We start from the raw sequence: 19,276 nt of genomic DNA, 5'->3' as shown, positions 1-19,276 counted from the left end.
ACTTAATATGGGGGAGATTGTTATGGAACAATTAGTAAAAGAGCTTTTAGAAGCAAATGTTGGTCGCGTGTTAGTTAACGAACCGTTAGCACGTTACACGACTATGAAAATAGGTGGACCAGCTGATATTTTAATTGTGCCAAAGCATGTTGCCGGTATTGAGAAAACGCTAGAGTTAGTAAAGAAATATAAGAAAGAGTGGACTGCAATTGGTCGCGGTTCAAACCTTCTCATATCTGATCAAGGTATAGAAGGTGTCGTTATTCGTTTAGGAGAAGGATTAGACCACTTAGAAGTCGAAAAAAATAGAGTAAGAGTTGGTGGTGGATATCCTCTTATTAAATTGTCAACTTTACTTAGTCGCCAAGGATTAGCTGGATTGGAATTTGCAAGTGGTATTCCAGGAAGTGTTGGTGGTGCAGTATATATGAATGCAGGGGCTCATAACTCAGAGATATCGAATATATTAACGAAGACTCGTATTTTGTTTGAAAATGGTACAATTGACTGGCTGACGAATAATGAAATGGAATTTTCCTATCGTACATCTGTATTACAAAGGAAACGTCCTGGTATTGTTTTGGAAGCTGAGTTTCAATTACAGGCAGGAGAGCGTGAGGAAATTATAAGTAGCATGCAAAAGAATAAAGATTACCGCCGTGAAACGCAGCCGTGGAATCATCCTTGTGCAGGAAGTATATTTCGCAACCCAATCCCGTATTTTGCAGGAAATTTAATAGAAAAAGCAGGGCTTCGTGGTTATAAAATAGGTGGGGCTCAAATTTCTGAAATGCATGGAAATTTTATTATTAATACTGGGGCTGCATCAGCGCAAGATGTATTAGATTTGATTGCATTGATAAAGCATACAATTAAAGATAAATTTGGTGTAGATATGCATACAGAAGTAGAAATCATTGGAAGATAACGGTTATTCGTTCCGCTCATTATCATTTATGTTATAATAAGAAGATAAGAACGGCATGAAGAACATGCCGTTCTTTATGTTACGTAGGGGGATCGTACATGAAAAATAGTAAAGTGATTAAACTACAAGATCGTGTACCAAAATTAAAGAATCAAAAGAAAAAGAATAAAAAACCTGTTAATCATCGTTTAATTTTATACATATCAATTTTATTTTTATTAGTACTCTTTTTAATTTATTTTCGGTCTCCGCTTAGTAATATAAAAAAGATAAGTGTGTTTGGAAATCATTATATGACAGATGAACAAGTTATGAAGGAATCTGGTGTGACCTATGATACAAGTTATTTCCGAGTAACAGCACATAAAGCAGAAGAAAACTTAACGAAACGCAAAGAAATTAAAGCGGTAAATGTAAAAAAACGTTTTCCTAACAAAATTGACATTCATATTGAAGAATATTTAACGATTGGTTATATAAACAAAGATGGAAAATTACAACCGTTGTTAGAAAACGGGAAAACACTCGATGTACTTCCGAATGGTAAACTTCCTGTTGCAGCACCAATTTTTGAACCTTTTAAAGAGGAGAAAATGAAGGAGTTAATTGCAGAACTAGAAAAATTAACGCCGGCTATTTTAAGGTCTATTTCTGAAATTCGTTATACACCAACGAGCGCAAATGAAGACCATCTTACTTTATATATGAATGAAGGATATGAAGTAAGCACCACTATTCAAAATTTCGCAAAGCGAATGGAAGCTTATCCACTTATTATAAAAACAATTGAACCTGGTAAGAAGGTTTTAATTGACTTAGAAGTAGGCGCATATACGAAGGATTTAGGTGCTGAAGAAAAAAAGGAATAGAATGGTCGTTTTCACGACGTTTTTACGGATAAAATAAAATGAATGTTCTTTTATATGCATACTAATTTACGAGAATGCTTCATTTGATGAAAAATATGTAAATTTTCTTAGATTCATACTAGGATTGGTACAAGTTTCACTTTTCTACAAGTACATCTTAGTGTAGACTTATACTTGGCGGTAAACTTTACGCTTGAAATGGAATTATTTCAAGATAAAGCAGTTATCCACAGTTTACTGCGATATTCTTAAATGAATGTTAAATAAAAATAAGAAAAATATAGGGTTAAAAAAGGGAAACGTATAAAGACGTTGAATATTTTTCTTATAAATAGTAAAGTTGCGATTGTTGTTCCATATATTGAGTTGTATGGTATAAATAAAGAAGGAGGTGCCAAAGAATGAACAGCAATGAAATATATGTTAGTCTTGACATCGGTACATCCAATGTTAAAGTCATCATTGGTGAAATGGTTAATGACAGCTTAAACATTATTGGTGTTGGAAACGTAAAATCAAATGGTTTGAAGAAGGGATCGATAGTTGATATAGACGAGACTGTTCGATCAATTAAAAAAGCAATTGAACAAGCTGAGCGCATGGTGGGGATCCACATTGAGCAAGTTGTAGTAGGTGTCAATGCAAACCAGGTACAGTTGCTCCCTTGTCACGGAGTAGTCGCTGTATCAAATGAAGATCGTGAAATCGGGAATGAAGATGTCTTACGCGTTCTAGATGCAGCACAAGTTGTGTCGATTGCTCCTGAACGTGAATTTATTGATGTGGTACCTCGACAGTTCATTGTAGACGGTCTTGACGAGATTAACGATCCACGCGGGATGATCGGTGTAAGATTAGAAATGGAAGGTACACTTATTACAGGCTCGAGAACTTTACTACATAACCTACTTCGTTGTGTAGAAAAAGCAGGTCTTGAAATTGTTGATATTTGTCTGCAACCTTTAGCTGCTGCGACAGTTGCTTTATCTTCGGATGAAAGAAATAGAGGAGTAGCCCTTGTTGATATTGGTGGAGGATCTACTACGTTATCTATTTTTAAAGATGGAGAGTTGCAAGCAACGAGCGTATTGCCATTAGGTGGAGATCATATAACGAAGGATATAGCGATTGGGCTGAAAACTTCGACAGAAAATGCAGATCAAATTAAGCTGAAATATGGACATGCTTTTTATGATACAGCATCTGAAGAAGAAATGTTTACGGTTCCTATTATGGGAAGCGATCAAACAGAACAATATTCTCAATTGGAATTATCGGATATCATCGAGGCTCGTGTAGAGGAAATTTTAATGTTTGTTCAAGATGAAGTGCGTAAGTTAGGAGTGAAACAAGTAGCTTCTGGATATGTACTAACTGGTGGAATTGCTTCTATGCCAGGTGTTCTTGATCTTGCGTATGATATTTTACATGAAAATGTTCGTATAGCAACTCCTGATTATATTGGTGTTCGTGAGCCTCAATATACAATTGGAGTTGGATTAATTAAACACTCTTATCAAAAAGCTAAATTACGTGGGAAAAATGTGCAGGATAAGCAAGAGTATTTTGAACCAGTACCAGCACCAACGCCGGTACAACAGCAACCTGCAAAGCAAAAAACTCGTAATCAAAACAATAATAATCAAAATGATGACCGTATGATGTCAAAAGTAAAACGTGTATTCCGTTATTTATGGGATTAAAATTGGACACGAAAAATGAGGTTCTAGGGGGATTTCGACATGTTAGAGTTTGATACTACTCAAGATCAATTAGCGAATATAAAAGTTATCGGTGTCGGCGGTGGCGGAAACAATGCTGTAAACCGTATGATTGAACACGGTGTGCAAGGTGTAGACTTTATCGCTGTGAATACTGATGCACAAGCATTAAATCTATCAAAAGCTGAAATAAAAATGCAAATTGGTGGCAAATTAACGCGTGGACTTGGTGCAGGCGCGAACCCTGAAGTAGGGAAAAAAGCTGCGGAAGAAAGTAAAGAACAGATCCAAGAAGCACTTCGTGGTGCAGATATGGTATTTGTAACTGCTGGTATGGGCGGTGGAACTGGAACTGGTGCAGCTCCAGTTGTTGCTCAAGTTGCAAAAGAACTAGGTGCGTTAACAGTTGGTGTTGTAACACGTCCATTTACATTTGAAGGACGTAAGCGTGCAACGCAAGCTGCATCTGGTATTGCAGCATTTAAAGAAAATGTAGATACACTTATTGTAATTCCAAACGACCGCTTATTAGAAATTGTTGATAAAAATACGCCAATGTTAGAAGCGTTCCGTGAAGCAGATAACGTGTTACGTCAAGGTGTTCAAGGTATTTCTGATTTAATTGCTACACCAGGTCTTATTAACTTAGACTTTGCAGACGTAAAGACAATTATGTCTAATAGAGGTTCTGCTTTAATGGGTATCGGTTCTGGTAATGGTGAAAATCGTGCTGCTGAAGCTGCGAAAAAAGCGATTTCTAGTCCATTACTAGAGACATCTATTGATGGAGCTCAAGGTGTTATTATGAACATTACGGGTGGAGCAAACTTAAGTTTATATGAAGTGCAAGAAGCGGCAGATATTGTAGCTTCAGCTTCGGATCCAGAAGTAAATATGATCTTCGGTTCTGTTATTAATGAAGGGCTAAAAGATGATATCGTTGTAACTGTAATTGCAACTGGTTTTGATGATAGCGCTGCGATGCAGCCACCAAAACCAATTATCCGTCCGAATGTGAATCATGCACAACAGCAACAACCAGTAGCTCAACCTTCAAAACAGCGTGAAGTAAAACGTGAAATGAAACGTGAAGAGCCGATTGTACATGAGCGTCATACAGATTCAGATGATATCGATATTCCAGCATTTTTACGTAACCGTCGTAGACGATAAAAAAAAGGAGCTTTCATGCTCCTTTTTTTGTTGTCTGAATGCAAAAGATCTGCTAAGCAGGTCTTTTTTTATTGCTTGTCAATGGAGACCTTTATATTTTTGTGTACATATAGTTCACATTCATAATGTATACAAGTAAGGAATCTATATTATTCTATGAAAAAAATATTTTTATTTATTACCGACAGATTATGTCTAGAAATCACAAAATAACAAAAAAACCCCTCCGCAAATTGACACACTTTCCTAGTGGATATGCATTATACTAGTCTCAACTTAAAAAAAGAGGTGAATTGTTTGGTTGTTTACGCCGACGTTGTTTGGTTGTTAAACGCCTGCATTGATTTTCTTTTACTTTTATTAACAGCTACCGTGTTGAAAAAGAGGATCAAAAGATGGAGGCTAGTGTTAGGGGCATTTATAGGTTCAACCATTGTTATTTTCGCCTTTACTCCCTTTGCTTCTATGATGACACATCCAATTATGAAACTACTGTACTCGTTACTTATTGTGTATACAGCATTTGGATTTTCAACGTTTAGAAATTATGCACAAACCGTTTTTACTTTTTACTTTGTAACTTTTATAGTTGGCGGAGGATTAATTGGAACTCATTTCTTTTTGCAAACAAATGAAATGGTAAATGGATTAGTTCAAGCGAAATCGATTTCTTATGGAGATCCTGTCAGTTGGTTATTCGTTTTTCTTGGTTTTCCGATTATTTATTATTTCTCCAAGAAACGTATTGAAAGTGTAGAAGTTACAAAAATACATTATGATCAAATTGTAAAGGTAAAGATCCAATTAGCAGAGTATGAATTGGAATTAGACGGTCTAATTGATAGTGGGAACCAACTTCACGATCCTTTAACCAAAACACCTGTTATGATTATGCATATTTCATCATTAGAGCATTGTTTACCAACTTGGTTGACAGCGCAGATTTATTCCAAAACAGAAATCCCTCAAATACCAGAAAATGATTCTGGATGGGCGACAAGGTTGCGTTTAGTTCCTTTTCGGGCAGTAGGGATAGAACATCAATTTTTATGGGCGATTAAGCCAGATAGTGTTCAAGTTTATCACGAAGGAAATGCTGTGGTTGTAAATAAGGTTCTGATTGGGCTAAACACACAGCAATTGTCCACTAATGGAGAGTATCAATGTATTGTACATCCGAAAATGTTGATTTCACAAAAAGTGGTAATCGCTTAATTATGAGAGGCGGGATAATATGATGAAATTGAAATTTTATTTAGTATACCTTTGGTATAAAGTATTATTGAAACTAGGAATTAAGACCGATGAAATTTATTACATAGGTGGAAGTGAAGCACTGCCACCTCCTTTAACGAAAGAAGAAGAGGAAGTTCTTTTGAATAAATTGCCAAAAGGAGATCAAGCGGCGAGGTCACTGCTTATTGAACGTAATTTACGTCTTGTTGTATATATAGCGAGAAAGTTTGAAAATACAGGGATAAATATTGAGGATTTGATAAGTATAGGAACAATCGGTCTTATTAAAGCAGTGAATACATTTAATCCAGAAAAGAAAATAAAATTAGCAACATATGCATCTCGTTGTATAGAAAATGAGATTTTAATGCATTTGCGTCGAAATAATAAAAATCGTTCGGAAGTTTCTTTTGATGAACCACTTAACATAGATTGGGATGGCAATGAATTGTTGTTATCAGATGTTTTAGGTACAGATGATGACATTATTACAAAAGATTTAGAAGCTACTGTAGATCGTCATCTTTTGATGAAAGCATTGCATCAATTAAATGATCGTGAAAAACAAATTATGGAGCTTCGATTTGGGCTCGCTGGTGAAGAAGAAAAGACACAAAAAGACGTGGCGGATATGCTCGGAATTTCGCAGTCTTATATTTCTCGTTTGGAAAAAAGAATTATAAAAAGATTACGAAAAGAATTTAATAAAATGGTGTAAAGAATAAGACCAGCTTGGGATCCAAGCTGGTCTTATTCTTTTTTGTTGCATTAGGAAATGAAACGTTTATGAAAAATGATGAGAAAACCATATGCATAAAATCCCCTTCAAAGGAAATACTTTACACTGTACAGCAACTCCCGATAGGAGGGAACACTTTGACGAGAAACAAAGTAGAAATTTGCGGTGTTGATACAGCTAAACTTCCAGTACTAAAAAATGAAGAGATGCGTAAATTATTTCGTGAAATGCAAAGTGGAGAGATAAGCGCAAGAGAGAAATTAGTGAATGGAAACTTACGTCTTGTACTGAGCGTCATCCAAAGATTTAATAACAGAGGAGAATATGTTGATGATTTATTTCAAGTTGGCTGCATTGGACTTATGAAATCCATTGATAACTTTGATTTAGGCCAAAATGTTAAATTTTCAACGTATGCTGTGCCGATGATTATTGGGGAAATACGCAGATATTTGCGTGATAATAATCCAATTCGCGTATCTCGCTCATTGCGCGATATTGCGTATAAAGCATTGCAAGTAAGAGAAAAGTTGATTGCTGAAAATTCAAAAGAACCAACAGCAATGGATATTGCAAAAGTTCTCGAAGTGACACATGAAGAGATTGTTTTTGCGCTAGATGCGATTCAAGACCCAGTTTCATTATTTGAACCAATTTATAACGATGGAGGAGATCCTATCTTTGTTATGGATCAGTTAAGTGATGAAAAACAAAAGGACGAGCAGTGGGTTGAAGAACTAGCGTTGAAAGAAGGGATGAAGCGTTTAAATGATCGTGAGAAAATGATTATTCGAAAACGTTTCTTCCAAGGAAAGACACAGATGGAAGTTGCTGAAGAAATTGGGATTTCTCAAGCGCAAGTATCACGTTTGGAGAAGTCTGCTATTAAGCAAATGAATAAAACGATTCAAGGATAAGGCCCTCACCAGTTATGGTGAGGCCTTTTTATATGTAATGGAGTTGACGCTCATAGTAGGGGGGACGGATTCATATAATGAAAACGATATGGAGTTTCTCTGAGTAGCGGTTACTTCCTGTTAATCCCATTATTTGCGGGCAGTAAGACTCCCCACCACAAGATTTGATTGCAAAGCAAAGGAGTTAGGTGGGAGTCGGGCTGCCTGTAAAAGCCCGATTGGTGAGGGCTAATAATCAGTGGGGGATGAACAAAACCCCCACTGATTAAAGTTTCACTTTATGTGAGAAATAATGGTCTGCGTACTTACAATTTGCGATATAAGGGAGAGGATGAATATGATACGGATTTCGGAGTTTCAAATGAAGGATGTTGTAAATGTTTCAGATGGAAAGAGGCTTGGGAATATTGGAGATATTGATATTGATATAGACACAGGAAAGATTAGGGCGATTATTATTTCTAAGCAGGCACGAATGCTCGGACTCTTTGGGAAGGAAGTAGAATTTGTAATTCCTTGGGAACAAATTATGAAAATTGGGGAAGATGTCATACTTGTAAAAGTAGATCATGTTAATTCTGTAACAGAATCAATACAAACACCGACAATTTCTTAAAGAATATTACAAATTCCTCTTTTTTTTCTGTTGTCATTATGAAAAAATAAAAGTATGGTAAAATAGACAGGAAGTACCATGCTTTTTTTCTGTTATTTTAATTAAAAGGAGCCGCTTTATGAGAGAACCATTTAAATATGTGGACGGTATACTGTATTTACAAGCGTGGAAAGAACTTGGAAACATTACTGCTGGATTTACGACAAAAGATGGTGGGGTAAGTACAGGCTCCTTTCATGCGATGAATTTAGGATTACATGTGAATGATATCGTGGAGAATGTTCATGAAAACAGACGCATTTTAGCGAATAAGTTACAAAAACCATTAGAAAAATGGATTTGTTCTGAACAAGTTCATGATCATCATGTTGAAAAAGTAGGGCAACAAGAAAAAGGAAAAGGCGTCTATTTATATGAAGACGGTATTCCAAAAACGGATGGCATTTATACAACTAATACAGATGTACTCTTAACATCTTGTTACGCGGATTGTGTTCCACTCTATTTTTATGCACCATCACATGGTATGATAGGACTTGCACATGCTGGATGGAAAGGAACTGTAAAAGAGATTGCGAAAGAAATGATTCAAAAGTGGAATGCAGAGGGTGTTTCAAGTGATGAAATTCATGTTGCAATTGGGCCAGCAATCGGATCATGTTGTTATGTTGTTGATGATCGAGTATTAACAGCAGCTCAGCAAGTAGTAAACGGTCCTGTTCCTTATAAAGTAATTTCTGATGGACAGTATGCAATTAATTTAAAAGAAGTTAATCGTATATTATGTGTACAAGCAGGTATAAAAGAAGAACATATTGTAATGTCATCTCTTTGTACAAGCTGTGAAGAACAATTCTTTTTCTCTCATCGTCGTGATCAAGGTAAGACAGGGAGAATGTTGAGTTTCATAGGTTTTAAGGAGGAGTGAAGCAAGTGACAGTACAAGGAAATCTAGCAGTTGTAAACGAGGCGATTACAAAATCTTGTGCACGAGCTGGACGTTCGGTGAAAGATATTAAGCTCGTTGCAGTTACAAAAACTGTAGGAATTGAAAAAACAAACGAAGTAATTGAAGCTGGAATTATCGATTTAGGTGAAAATAGAAATGAAGGTTTTTTACAAAAATATGAGCATTTCGGCTCAAAAGTGAATTGGCATTTTATTGGCTCATTGCAAACGAGAAAAGTAAAAGAAATCATTAATGAGATTGATTATTTACATTCATTAGATCGTCTTTCGCTTGCAAAAGAAATTCAAAAACGTGCTGAAAAGAAAATTCAATGCTTTATTCAAGTGAAAACATCATCTGAAGAATCAAAGCAAGGATTGGCGATAGAAGAAACAATTTCTTTTATTCAAAGTTTGCAAGAATTGGATAAAATTGAAGTGGTAGGATTGATGACAATGGCTCCGTTTACAGAAGAAGAGGAAGAGATTCGTCGCTGCTTTAAGGAATTGCGCATGCTACAAAAGCAAGTTCAGGAGCTAGAATTATTACATGCACCATGTAAAGAATTATCAATGGGAATGTCCAATGATTACACGATTGCAATTGAGGAAGGTGCTACATATATTCGTTTGGGAACGGTTCTAGTAGGAAAAGTGTAAAAGGAAGGAGAAAGTTATTATGAGTTGGTCAAAAGTAAAATACTTCTTTTTTGACACACCGGAAGAAAAAGAAGCAGCTCAATATGGTTATGAAAAGGAGCAAACAGACATGAAAAAACAACAAGATCCCCCAGAACAACAAGATGTTCCGTTTGCGAAAGTGCAACCGAAGCAAAATGTTGTGAGTATTGAAACAGCAAAGCAACCTTCAAAAGTTGTTTTACTAGAACCACGCACATATTCGGAAGCACAAGGCATTTCGGATCACTTAAAAGGTAGACGAGCTGTTGTAATTAATTTGCAGAGAATGTCTACAGATCAAGCTGTACGTATCGTTGACTTTTTAAGTGGTACTGTATACGCTATAGGCGGGGATATTCAAAAAATAGGCCCGAAAACATTTATGTGTACACCTGAAAATGTAGATATTGTTGGTGCAATTTCAGAGTTGTTCGGTGAAGAAGAAGAGACGAATATAAAGAGGTGGTAATACGCCATGATAACAGTTCTAACAGTATTGCATTATGCTATTCAAATTTATTCCTATGCGCTTATCATTTACATTCTTTTGTCTTGGTTCCCAGGTGCAAGAGAATCAGCATTTGGTGATTTTCTTGCACGCATTTGCGAACCTTATTTAGAGCCTTTTAGGAGATTTATTCCACCGCTTGGTATGATTGATATTTCTCCAATTGTCGCGATTTTCACATTGAATCTTGCTGGTAGAGGATTGGCGAGTTTATTTCTTTATTTTGTTTAGCGAGAGGTTACATGCATGAGCATCTACGAGCATTTTAGACCTGATGAAGAGGTCTTTGTGGATAAAGTATTAGAGTGGAAACAGGCAGCTGAGTACCATCAAGTCAAGTTAACGGACTTTCTTGATCCAAGACAGCAACAAATTGTTTCTATGGTAATAGGACAAGGAGATGTAGCTGTACGGTTTGATGGTGCGATGCCTGAAGCCGAACGGAAAAGAGCACTAATTTATCCAGACTATCTAGAATTAAATGAAGAGGAATTTCAAGTAGAAGTATTAGAAATTGACTATCCTTCCAAGTTTTATACGCTAGAACATAGGCAAATATTAGGTGCATTCATGTCGCTTGGTTTAACAAGGGAAAAATGTGGTGATATTTTGCTGCAAGAAGATCGTGCCCAAATTGCAGTTGCGAAAGAAGTTGTATCGTATATTGAAATGAACTTACAATCAATAGGGAAAATGAAAGTCACACTTTCTCCTATACAAGTAGAGCAAATTTTGCAGGTAAGTGAAAAATGGGGAGAAAAATCTGGTACTGTGTCGTCACTTCGTCTAGATGTTTTATTAGCTGAAATGTTACATATATCTAGGCAAAAAGCACAACCCCTCATAAAAAATGGTCTAGTAAAAGTCAATTGGAAAACAGTAGAGCAAACTTCGTATGAATGTTTTCCAGGGGATGTTTTCTCTATTAGAGGGTATGGACGAAGTAAATTATTTTCCGTAGAAGGTAGAACGAAGCGCGACAAATGGAGAGTTTTGTATGGTATACTAAAATGATTGGTTTTTTAGAAGGAAATTCTCTTATTTTGTCGAAGAAAAGATATAATTGAAAGAGGAAATTTAGATAACTACTTGGAGGTGGCGTTGTGCCGTTAACACCATTAGATATTCATAACAAAGAATTTGGTCGCGGATTCCGTGGCTATGATGAAGATCAAGTAAATGAGTTTCTTGATCAAATCATCAAAGATTATGAATTAGTCATTCGTGAGAAAAAAGCTTTAGAAGAAAAGGTTGCACAATTAGAAGGAAAGTTAGATCATTTTTCTAATATTGAAGATACGCTGAACAAATCTATCGTTGTCGCACAAGAGGCTGCTGAAGAAGTGAAGCGTAATGCACAAAAAGAAGCAAAATTAATTGTACGTGAAGCAGAAAAAAATGCAGATCGTATCATTAACGAAGCATTAGTGAAATCAAGAAAAGTTGCTTTTGATATTGAAGAGTTGAAGAAACAAGCGAAAGTATTCCGAACTCGTTTCCGTATGTTATTAGAAACACAACTTGAAATGTTAAACAACGACGATTGGGATAAACTAATTGAGTTAGAAGACGAAGTAGACGAGCTGTTGAAAAAAGAAGAAACAGTGTAAGCTTGACGTTTTTCTCATTATTACATATAATTTTAAACAACATATTTATTAAGAAAAACGAAGATAGGGATAAGTACCTTTTTCATACCTTATATAGCGAACTGAGGATGGTGTAAGCTCAGGATAAGGAGATAATGGGAATATCACCCTGGAGTTCCACGCTGAACATTTGTAGTAAGCGTAGGCGTATATTCGCGTTAAGAATATAAAGAGGATCCTATACATTTGTATATGGTCTACTAGGGTGGTACCGCGGGAGACTTTCTCGTCCCTTTTTGGGATGAGAAAGTCTCTTTTTTATTCCGTTTTTTAAGGTCTTTCTTTTATACATTCAAGGAGGAATTGAGCATGGAGTACAAAAATACATTACTAATGCCAAAAACAGAATTCCCTATGCGTGGGAATTTACCAAAACGTGAGCCTGCAATGCAAGAAAAATGGGCTGAAATGAACATTTATGAAAAAGTGCAAGAGCATACAAAGGGTCGTCCTTTATTTGTACTGCATGATGGACCTCCATATGCGAATGGTGACATTCATATGGGACACGCGTTGAATAAAGTGTTAAAAGACTTTATCGTTCGCTTTAAATCAATGACAGGATACTGTGCACCGTATGTACCAGGTTGGGATACACACGGTTTACCAATTGAACAAGCTTTAACGAATAAAGGTGTAAAGCGTAAAGAAATGACAGTTGCTGAGTTCCGTAAGTTATGTGCAGAGTATGCATATGAACAAGTAGAACGTCAACGTGAACAATTTAAGCGTCTAGGTGTACGTGCAGATTGGGACAATCCATACATTACTTTAGAGCCAGCTTATGAAGCACAACAAATTAAAGTGTTTGGTGATATGGCGAAAAAAGGTTATATCTATAAAGGACAAAAACCAGTTTATTGGTCTCCAACGAGTGAATCAGCTTTAGCAGAAGCTGAAATTGAATATCAAGATAAAAAATCAGCATCTATTTACGTAGCATTCCCTGTAAAAGACGGAAAGAACGTATTAGAAGGCGACGAAAAATTCATTATCTGGACAACAACACCTTGGACGTTACCTGCAAACTTAGGTATTTCTGTTCACCCAGAACTTGAATACAGCATTGTAAAAGTAAATGATGAAAAATATATCATTGCTTCTGAACTATTTGAGACAGTTGTAAAAACGTTAGAGTGGGAAAATGCTGAAGTTGTGAAAACGGTAAAAGGTAGCGAACTTGAGTATACAGTTGCAAAACATCCATTCTACGATCGTGATTCATTAGTTATGCTAGGAGATCACGTAACAACAGATGCAGGTACAGGTTGTGTTCATACAGCACCAGGACACGGGGAAGATGACTTCGTTGTTGGTAAAAAGTATGGATTAGAAGTACTTTGCCCAGTTGATGATAAAGGTGTATTAACAAATGAAGCACCTGGATTTGAAGGCTTATTCTATGATAAAGCTAACAAGCCAATTACAGAAAAATTAGAAGAAGTAGGCGCGTTACTGAAACTAACATTCATTACGCATTCATATCCACATGATTGGAGAACGAAAAAACCAATTATTTTCCGTGCGACAGCACAGTGGTTTGCATCTATTGAAGCATTCCGTAAAGAGTTATTAGAAGCTGTTGCGGAAACAAAATGGGTACCAGCATGGGGAGAAACTCGTCTTCATAATATGGTTCGTGACCGTGGTGACTGGTGTATTTCTCGTCAGCGTGCATGGGGTGTGCCAATTCCTGTATTCTATGCAGAGAATGGTGATCCAATTATTACGGATGAAACAATTAACCACGTAGCAGATTTATTCCGTGAACACGGTTCTAACGTATGGTTCGAGCGTGAAGCGAAAGATCTATTACCAGAAGGATTTACACATCCAGGTAGCCCAAATGGTGAATTCCGTAAAGAAACAGACATTATGGATGTATGGTTCGATTCAGGTTCTTCTCACCAAGCGGTATTAGAAGAGCGCGAAGACTTACAACGTCCAGCTGATTTATATTTAGAAGGATCTGACCAGTATCGTGGTTGGTTTAACTCTTCATTATCAACAGCGGTTGCTGTAACAGGTAAAGCTCCATATAAAGGCGTACTAAGTCATGGTTTCGTATTAGATGGTGAAGGACGTAAAATGAGTAAGTCGATCGGAAACATCGTCGTACCGAAGAAAATTATGGATCAATTAGGTGGAGATATTTTACGCTTATGGGTATCTTCTGTTGACTATCAATCTGACGTACGTATTTCAGATGATATTTTAAAACAAGTAGCAGAAGTGTATCGTAAAATCCGTAATACATTCCGTTTCTTATTAGGTAACTTAGATGACTTTAATCCGAGTGAAAATACAGTGGCGGCAGCTGAGCTTCGTGAAGTGGACCGTTACATGCTAGTAAAATTAAATGACTTAATTACAAAAGTAAAAGAAGCGTATGAAGCATATGACTTTGCGGCAGTATATCATGCAATTCATAACTTCTGTACAATTGATTTAAGCTCATTCTATTTAGATTTTGCGAAAGACATTTTATACATTGAAGGTGCAAATCACCACGATCGTCGTGCGATTCAAACAGTGCTATATGATGTTCTTGTTGCATTAACAAAACTGGTAACGCCAATCTTACCTCATACAGCTGATGAAGTATGGCCATATGTTCCTGGTGCAGAAGAAGAAAGCGTACAGTTAACTAATATGCCAGAAGTTGTAGAAGTAGATGGTGCTGAAGCGTTAAAAACAAAATGGGATGCGTTTATGACGTTACGTGATGACGTATTAAAAGCGTTAGAAGTAGCTCGTAATGAAAAAGTAATCGGTAAGTCATTAAATGCAAGTATTACGCTATATCCAACTGCAGAAATGAAAACTATGTTAGAGTCTATTAGCGAAGATTTAAAGCAATTATTCATCGTTTCTGAGTATAAACTTGGTGGCATGATGGAAGAAGCGCCAGCAGATGCACCGAAGTATGAGCATACAGCGGTTGTTGTTGCTCAAGCAACTGGTGAAACATGTGAACGTTGTTGGGTAGTTTCAGAAACAATTGGTAAAGATGCTGAACATGAAACATTATGTGAGCGTTGTGCAACAGTTGTTAAAGAAAACTATGTAAAATAATAAAAAAACTGACTGTGCGTAAGTGCAGTCAGTTTTTTTATTGATGATATATTAAAATAACTTTCACTCTCTTTCCTATGAAGGAAAAATGTGTGTGAGGTAAGCATAGAAATTTCGGACACACTAATCGTACATTGCAGCTGGGAGGAATGTACACGTGAATGAAATTTATATGGAAATAAAAGAAGAATTACAATTGATGAGAAAAGAGTTGCAAGAGAGATTGGCTAAAGAAGTAATGCACACATATTATATGGAATTTGGGCAAGAACTTGGATATGAAATAAAGGAAGAGACAAAGAAAAAATTGCTATTACATGATATAAAAGAGGATTTAAAAGATGTAGAACGTGCATTGTTTAAAATGGAAATAGATATGTACGCTATTTGTGAAGAAACTGGGAGAGTAATTTCGGTAAAACAAATGAAAACGATGCCGACTGCCCGTACGATTCATGAATTTTTCTATGAAAAAGTAAATGTATGAATGTGCACAACGATATTATATTACCTTTTTTTAATTTATTTTATTCTTCTATAAAGGTTCATTGTGAAAAGGTTGCAGCTATGCTAAAATTTTGAGGTACACTGTCTTTGTGGGGGAAATGAAAATGATATATTATGTAATAGCGTTATTTGTCATTGCCATCGATCAAATATCGAAATGGCTAATTGTAAAGAACATGGAATTGGGTACGAGCATTCCGATTATCGATAATGTATTATACATAACATCACATCGAAATAGAGGAGCTGCCTGGGGGATTTTAGAAGATAAAATGTGGTTCTTCTACATTATTACAGTCGTTTTTGTAGCATTTATCGTAATTTATATGAAAAAATATGCGAAAACAGACAAACTTCTAGGGATTTCATTAGGTCTAATATTAGGCGGAGCAATTGGTAATTTCATTGATCGTGTATTTAGACAAGAAGTAGTGGATTTCATTCACGTGTATATTTTCTCGTACAACTATCCAGTATTCAATATAGCTGATTCAGCATTATGTATTGGTGTTGTATTAATTATTATTCAAACATTATTAGAAGGCAAGAAAACGAAGGAGTAATTGAATGAGTGAAGTAGTACAAGTAACAGTTGCAGAAGAACAAAAAAGCGAGCGAATTGATAAATTCGTTGCAGAAATAAACAGTGAATGGTCACGTTCACAAGTACAGCAATGGATTAAAGATGCTGTTGTGACAGTTAATGGGAAAGCAGTTAAAGGGAATTATAAAGTAAAAGAAAATGATGAAATTACAGTGACGATTCCTGAGCCAGAAGAGTTAGATATTCAACCGGAAGATATGAATTTAGAAATTTATTATGAAGATGCAGATGTACTCGTTGTAAATAAGCCACGTGGCATGGTTGTGCATCCAGCACCAGGGCACACAAGCGGCACGCTTGTAAACGGACTTATGCATCATTGTACAGATTTATCAGGTATTAATGGTGTAATGCGTCCAGGTATCGTACATCGTATTGATAAAGATACATCTGGACTGTTAATGGTTGCGAAAAATGATATGGCGCACGAATCACTTGTAAATCAACTTGTAGCAAAAACGGTAACGAGACGTTATAAAGCGATTGTACACGGTGTAATTCCACATGATAAAGGGACAATTGATGCTCCAATTGGTCGCGATAAGAAAGAACGTCAAAGTATGACAGTTGATGAAAATGGTAAGAACGCTGTTACGCATTTCCAAGTGTTAGAGCGATTTAAAGATTTCACACTTGTAGAATGCCGCTTAGAAACGGGACGTACGCACCAAATTCGTGTGCATATGAAATATATTGGTTATCCACTTGCAGGGGATCCAAAGTATGGTCCGAAGAAAACATTAGATATGAATGGGCAAGCACTTCACGCAGGTATTTTAGGTTTCGAACACCCTCGTACTGGTGAATATATTGAGTTTGAGGCACCGATTCCAAAAGTGTTTGAAGAAACACTAAATATTTTACGAAAATAGTATTGACAAATCATAAGAAAACTGAGATACTGACAACAGTTAAATAATGATCCTTTAACACAGCCCCGTGAGGTTGAGAAGGTAACGGTTTGAAATACTTAGGGTATGCTGTACCCTTTTTTCAAAAGTCCTCTCGCACACGCTGAGAGGACTTTTTTTATACCATTACTCTCACGCAAGAAAAAAAGCTTGGAGGTGTAGAGCATGCAAGAGAAAGCTGTCGTTTTAGATGACCAAATGATTCGCCGCGCTTTAACACGAATTAGTCATGAAATCGTGGAACGAAATAAAGGTGTCGATAATTGTGTTCTTGTCGGAATTAAAACACGTGGAATTTTTATTGCACAACGTTTGGCAGAACGAATTGGTCAAATTGAAGGAAAAGAGATGGAAGTAGGAGAGTTAGATATTACGTTATATCGTGATGATTTAACACTACAATCGAAAAATAAAGAACCACTTGTAAAAGGTTCTGATATCCCTGTAGATATTACGAAGAAAAAAGTTATCCTTGTGGATGATGTATTATATACAGGAAGAACAGTTCGAGCAGCAATGGATGCTCTTATGGATTTAGGTAGACCATCGCAAATCCAACTGGCTGTACTTGTTGATAGAGGACATCGTGAATTACCAATTCGCGCTGATTATGTAGGAAAAAACATTCCAACATCTAGTGAAGAGCGTATCGAAGTTGATTTGCAAGAGACAGATCAACAAGATCGAGTAAGCATATACGATAAGTAAAGCCCTTTTAAATGTAGTCCTGTGAGGCTGCCAAAGGGTCTTGGCTTTCATATGTCAAATTTGGCATACGAAAGTATAGGACTCTTTGTGCACAGGCACAAAGAGTTTTTTTATTGCAAAGATTATAACTGAAGGAGGATGTAACAATGGAACAAAAGCCAGTGTTAGACATTCATGAAGTACCGAAACCGGGAAAATGGTTATTATTAAGTATACAACATTTGTTCGCGATGTTTGGATCAACAGTGCTTGTTCCGTTTTTAACAGGACTGAATCCATCAGTAGCTTTAATATCAAGTGGATTAGGAACGCTAGCGTTTCTTCTTATAACGAAAGGTCAAGTACCAGCATATTTAGGATCATCATTCGCCTTTATTGCACCAATTATTACAGCAAAAACAGCAGGTGGACCTGGAGCAGCAATGCTTGGTGGTTTGCTAGCGGGACTTGTGTACATCTTAATCTCAATCGGAATTAAGAAATCTGGGTCAGAGTGGATTATGAAATTACTTCCGCCAATCGTAGTTGGACCAGTCGTAATGGTAATCGGTTTAGCTTTAGCACATACAGCAGTTAATATGGCGATGAACGGTGCGGATGGTAAGTATAGCTTTACACACTTTTCAGTAGCGCTAGTAACATTAGCGATTACAATTATCTGCTCTATATTCGGAAGAGGATTTTTCAGTATCATACCAGTGTTACTTGGCATTATCGGCGGATATATCTTCGCTTACTTCCAAGGGCTAGTAGACTTAAAGCCGGTAGCTGAGGCAAAATGGTTTGTTGTACCAGATTTTACAGTACCGTTTGTAACATACACTCCAGAGTTTTCATGGAAGATTGTACTTTTAATGGTACCAGTTGCACTAGTAACAATTTCAGAACATATCGGACATCAAATTGTACTTGGAAATGTTATTAAAAGAGATTTAATTGAAAAACCAGGCTTACACCGTTCAATCTTCGGTGATGGTATAGCAACATTGATCGCATCACTAATAGGTGGACCACCGAATACAACATACGGTGAAAACATCGGTGTGCTAGCAATTACGAGAGCATACAGTGTATACTTATTCATCGGCTCAGCAGTGTTCGCAATCATGTTCGGATTTATCGGTAAGATTTCTGCACTGATTCATTCGATCCCAACACCAGTTATGGGTGGTGTATCAATCTTACTATTCGGTGTAATCGCATCAAGTGGATTACGTATGATGGTAGATGATAAAACAGACTTAAGTGACAAACGAAACTTAATGATTGCATCAGTAATACTAGTAATCGGTATTGGTGGAGCGGTACTTCACGTAGGAGAATCGTTCCAAGTAGAAGGAATGGCACTAGCAGCAATTGTAGGCGTACTGTTAAATCTACTACTACCGGAAACGAAACAAATAAAACAATCTAAGCAGATTGCTTCATAATAATAACCTTTTAATTCAGTCCTGTGAGACCGGAAAGGGTGGCTTCTTTCTTGCAC

General features: G+C 36.6%; 20 protein-coding genes and 1 other annotated feature. All 20 genes read left to right on the top strand.

The features are described 5' to 3' along the window. Positions 1–22: 22 nt before the first annotated feature. The 20 genes from murB (at position 23) to uraA (ending at position 19,220) form a co-directional block, all read left to right on the top strand. Complete coding sequence (murB, locus tag MR109_RS02175; RefSeq protein WP_033719437.1) at positions 23–928, top strand: UDP-N-acetylmuramate dehydrogenase; 906 nt, start codon at positions 23–25, stop codon at positions 926–928. A gap of 98 nt (positions 929–1,026) precedes the next feature. Next, a complete protein-coding gene (gene divIB, locus MR109_RS02170; protein WP_242270801.1) occupies positions 1,027–1,797 on the top strand; it encodes a cell division protein DivIB in 771 nt (256 codons plus the stop codon). A gap of 401 nt (positions 1,798–2,198) precedes the next feature. Further along, positions 2,199–3,500, top strand: a complete 1,302-nt coding sequence (gene ftsA, locus MR109_RS02165; protein WP_242270799.1) for a cell division protein FtsA — start codon at positions 2,199–2,201, stop codon at positions 3,498–3,500. A gap of 39 nt (positions 3,501–3,539) precedes the next feature. Next, positions 3,540–4,691: a cell division protein FtsZ gene (gene ftsZ, locus MR109_RS02160; RefSeq protein ID WP_002173153.1), complete on the top strand. Its 1,152-nt coding sequence runs from the start codon at positions 3,540–3,542 to the stop codon at positions 4,689–4,691. A 297-nt stretch (positions 4,692–4,988) separates the two neighbouring features. After that, positions 4,989–5,906, top strand: a complete 918-nt coding sequence (gene spoIIGA, locus MR109_RS02155; protein WP_242270797.1) for a sigma-E processing peptidase SpoIIGA — start codon at positions 4,989–4,991, stop codon at positions 5,904–5,906. Between the two features lie 19 nt (positions 5,907–5,925). Then, positions 5,926–6,645 (top strand): RNA polymerase sporulation sigma factor SigE, encoded by a 720-nt coding sequence (sigE, locus tag MR109_RS02150; protein ID WP_000976947.1) that lies wholly within the window; start codon positions 5,926–5,928, stop codon positions 6,643–6,645. A gap of 158 nt (positions 6,646–6,803) precedes the next feature. Beyond that, positions 6,804–7,583, top strand: coding sequence for an RNA polymerase sporulation sigma factor SigG (gene sigG / locus MR109_RS02145; RefSeq protein WP_000197755.1), 780 nt, complete (start codon positions 6,804–6,806; stop codon positions 7,581–7,583). A gap of 337 nt (positions 7,584–7,920) precedes the next feature. Further along, entirely contained in the window at positions 7,921–8,199 is a 279-nt protein-coding gene (locus MR109_RS02140) for a YlmC/YmxH family sporulation protein (protein WP_242270795.1), read from the top strand. Between the two features lie 118 nt (positions 8,200–8,317). Beyond that, positions 8,318–9,127, top strand: a complete 810-nt coding sequence (gene pgeF / locus MR109_RS02135) for a peptidoglycan editing factor PgeF (protein ID WP_242270793.1) — start codon at positions 8,318–8,320, stop codon at positions 9,125–9,127. Between the two features lie 5 nt (positions 9,128–9,132). Further along, positions 9,133–9,807 (top strand): YggS family pyridoxal phosphate-dependent enzyme, encoded by a 675-nt coding sequence (locus MR109_RS02130; RefSeq protein ID WP_002173149.1) that lies wholly within the window; start codon positions 9,133–9,135, stop codon positions 9,805–9,807. Between the two features lie 19 nt (positions 9,808–9,826). Then, a complete protein-coding gene (locus MR109_RS02125; protein WP_002173148.1) occupies positions 9,827–10,297 on the top strand; it encodes a cell division protein SepF in 471 nt (156 codons plus the stop codon). 6 nt (positions 10,298–10,303) lie between these two features. Further along, entirely contained in the window at positions 10,304–10,567 is a 264-nt protein-coding gene (locus tag MR109_RS02120; protein WP_002173147.1) for a YggT family protein, read from the top strand. Between the two features lie 15 nt (positions 10,568–10,582). Beyond that, on the top strand, positions 10,583–11,350 hold the full coding sequence (locus MR109_RS02115) for a YlmH family RNA-binding protein (RefSeq protein WP_048373984.1): 768 nt from the start codon (positions 10,583–10,585) through the stop codon (positions 11,348–11,350). An 89-nt stretch (positions 11,351–11,439) separates the two neighbouring features. Continuing rightward, positions 11,440–11,946, top strand: a complete 507-nt coding sequence (gene divIVA / locus MR109_RS02110) for a septum site-determining protein DivIVA (RefSeq protein ID WP_001131611.1) — start codon at positions 11,440–11,442, stop codon at positions 11,944–11,946. Positions 11,947–11,997: 51 nt separating this feature from the next. Further along, positions 11,998–12,222, top strand: a binding site (T-box leader). A 72-nt stretch (positions 12,223–12,294) separates the two neighbouring features. Next, entirely contained in the window at positions 12,295–15,060 is a 2,766-nt protein-coding gene (gene ileS2, locus MR109_RS02105) for an isoleucine--tRNA ligase (RefSeq protein WP_242270790.1), read from the top strand. 157 nt (positions 15,061–15,217) lie between these two features. Beyond that, positions 15,218–15,547 carry a TraR/DksA C4-type zinc finger protein gene (locus MR109_RS02100; RefSeq protein ID WP_071718822.1) on the top strand — a complete coding sequence of 110 codons (330 nt, stop codon included), beginning with the start codon at positions 15,218–15,220 and terminating at the stop codon, positions 15,545–15,547. Positions 15,548–15,671: 124 nt separating this feature from the next. Then, on the top strand, positions 15,672–16,130 hold the full coding sequence (gene lspA, locus MR109_RS02095; protein WP_048373978.1) for a lipoprotein signal peptidase LspA: 459 nt from the start codon (positions 15,672–15,674) through the stop codon (positions 16,128–16,130). Positions 16,131–16,134: 4 nt separating this feature from the next. After that, the gene (locus MR109_RS02090) at positions 16,135–17,043 is read left to right on the top strand and encodes an RluA family pseudouridine synthase (RefSeq protein WP_242270788.1); all 909 of its coding nucleotides are present in this window, start codon (positions 16,135–16,137) and stop codon (positions 17,041–17,043) included. A gap of 204 nt (positions 17,044–17,247) precedes the next feature. Then, positions 17,248–17,790 (top strand): bifunctional pyrimidine operon transcriptional regulator/uracil phosphoribosyltransferase, encoded by a 543-nt coding sequence (gene pyrR / locus MR109_RS02085; protein WP_001156491.1) that lies wholly within the window; start codon positions 17,248–17,250, stop codon positions 17,788–17,790. Positions 17,791–17,936: 146 nt separating this feature from the next. Beyond that, positions 17,937–19,220: a uracil permease gene (gene uraA / locus MR109_RS02080; protein WP_242270787.1), complete on the top strand. Its 1,284-nt coding sequence runs from the start codon at positions 17,937–17,939 to the stop codon at positions 19,218–19,220. Positions 19,221–19,276 lie beyond the last annotated feature (56 nt).

It is taken from the genome of Bacillus cereus group sp. BfR-BA-01310 (assembly GCF_022664325.1).
Classification (GTDB): Bacteria; Bacillota; Bacilli; order Bacillales; family Bacillaceae_G; genus Bacillus_A; species Bacillus_A paramycoides.
This window is presented reverse-complemented; position numbering and strand designations above follow the sequence as displayed.

Excerpts from the sequence above, each read along its gene's own strand:
- murB (WP_033719437.1), top strand. The coding sequence starts at position 23 with ATGGAACAATTAGTAAAAGAGCTTTTAGAAGCAAATGTTGGTCGCGTG.
- divIB (WP_242270801.1), top strand. The coding sequence starts at position 1,027 with ATGAAAAATAGTAAAGTGATTAAACTACAAGATCGTGTACCAAAATTA.
- ftsA (WP_242270799.1), top strand. The coding sequence starts at position 2,199 with ATGAACAGCAATGAAATATATGTTAGTCTTGACATCGGTACATCCAAT.
- ftsZ (WP_002173153.1), top strand. The coding sequence starts at position 3,540 with ATGTTAGAGTTTGATACTACTCAAGATCAATTAGCGAATATAAAAGTT.
- sigE (WP_000976947.1), top strand. The coding sequence starts at position 5,926 with ATGATGAAATTGAAATTTTATTTAGTATACCTTTGGTATAAAGTATTA.
- MR109_RS02140 (WP_242270795.1), top strand. The coding sequence starts at position 7,921 with ATGATACGGATTTCGGAGTTTCAAATGAAGGATGTTGTAAATGTTTCA.
- pgeF (WP_242270793.1), top strand. The coding sequence starts at position 8,318 with ATGAGAGAACCATTTAAATATGTGGACGGTATACTGTATTTACAAGCG.
- MR109_RS02125 (WP_002173148.1), top strand. The coding sequence starts at position 9,827 with ATGAGTTGGTCAAAAGTAAAATACTTCTTTTTTGACACACCGGAAGAA.
- MR109_RS02120 (WP_002173147.1), top strand. The coding sequence starts at position 10,304 with ATGATAACAGTTCTAACAGTATTGCATTATGCTATTCAAATTTATTCC.
- MR109_RS02115 (WP_048373984.1), top strand. The coding sequence starts at position 10,583 with ATGAGCATCTACGAGCATTTTAGACCTGATGAAGAGGTCTTTGTGGAT.
- ileS2 (WP_242270790.1), top strand. The coding sequence starts at position 12,295 with ATGGAGTACAAAAATACATTACTAATGCCAAAAACAGAATTCCCTATG.
- lspA (WP_048373978.1), top strand. The coding sequence starts at position 15,672 with ATGATATATTATGTAATAGCGTTATTTGTCATTGCCATCGATCAAATA.
- MR109_RS02090 (WP_242270788.1), top strand. The coding sequence starts at position 16,135 with ATGAGTGAAGTAGTACAAGTAACAGTTGCAGAAGAACAAAAAAGCGAG.
- pyrR (WP_001156491.1), top strand. The coding sequence starts at position 17,248 with ATGCAAGAGAAAGCTGTCGTTTTAGATGACCAAATGATTCGCCGCGCT.
- uraA (WP_242270787.1), top strand. The coding sequence starts at position 17,937 with ATGGAACAAAAGCCAGTGTTAGACATTCATGAAGTACCGAAACCGGGA.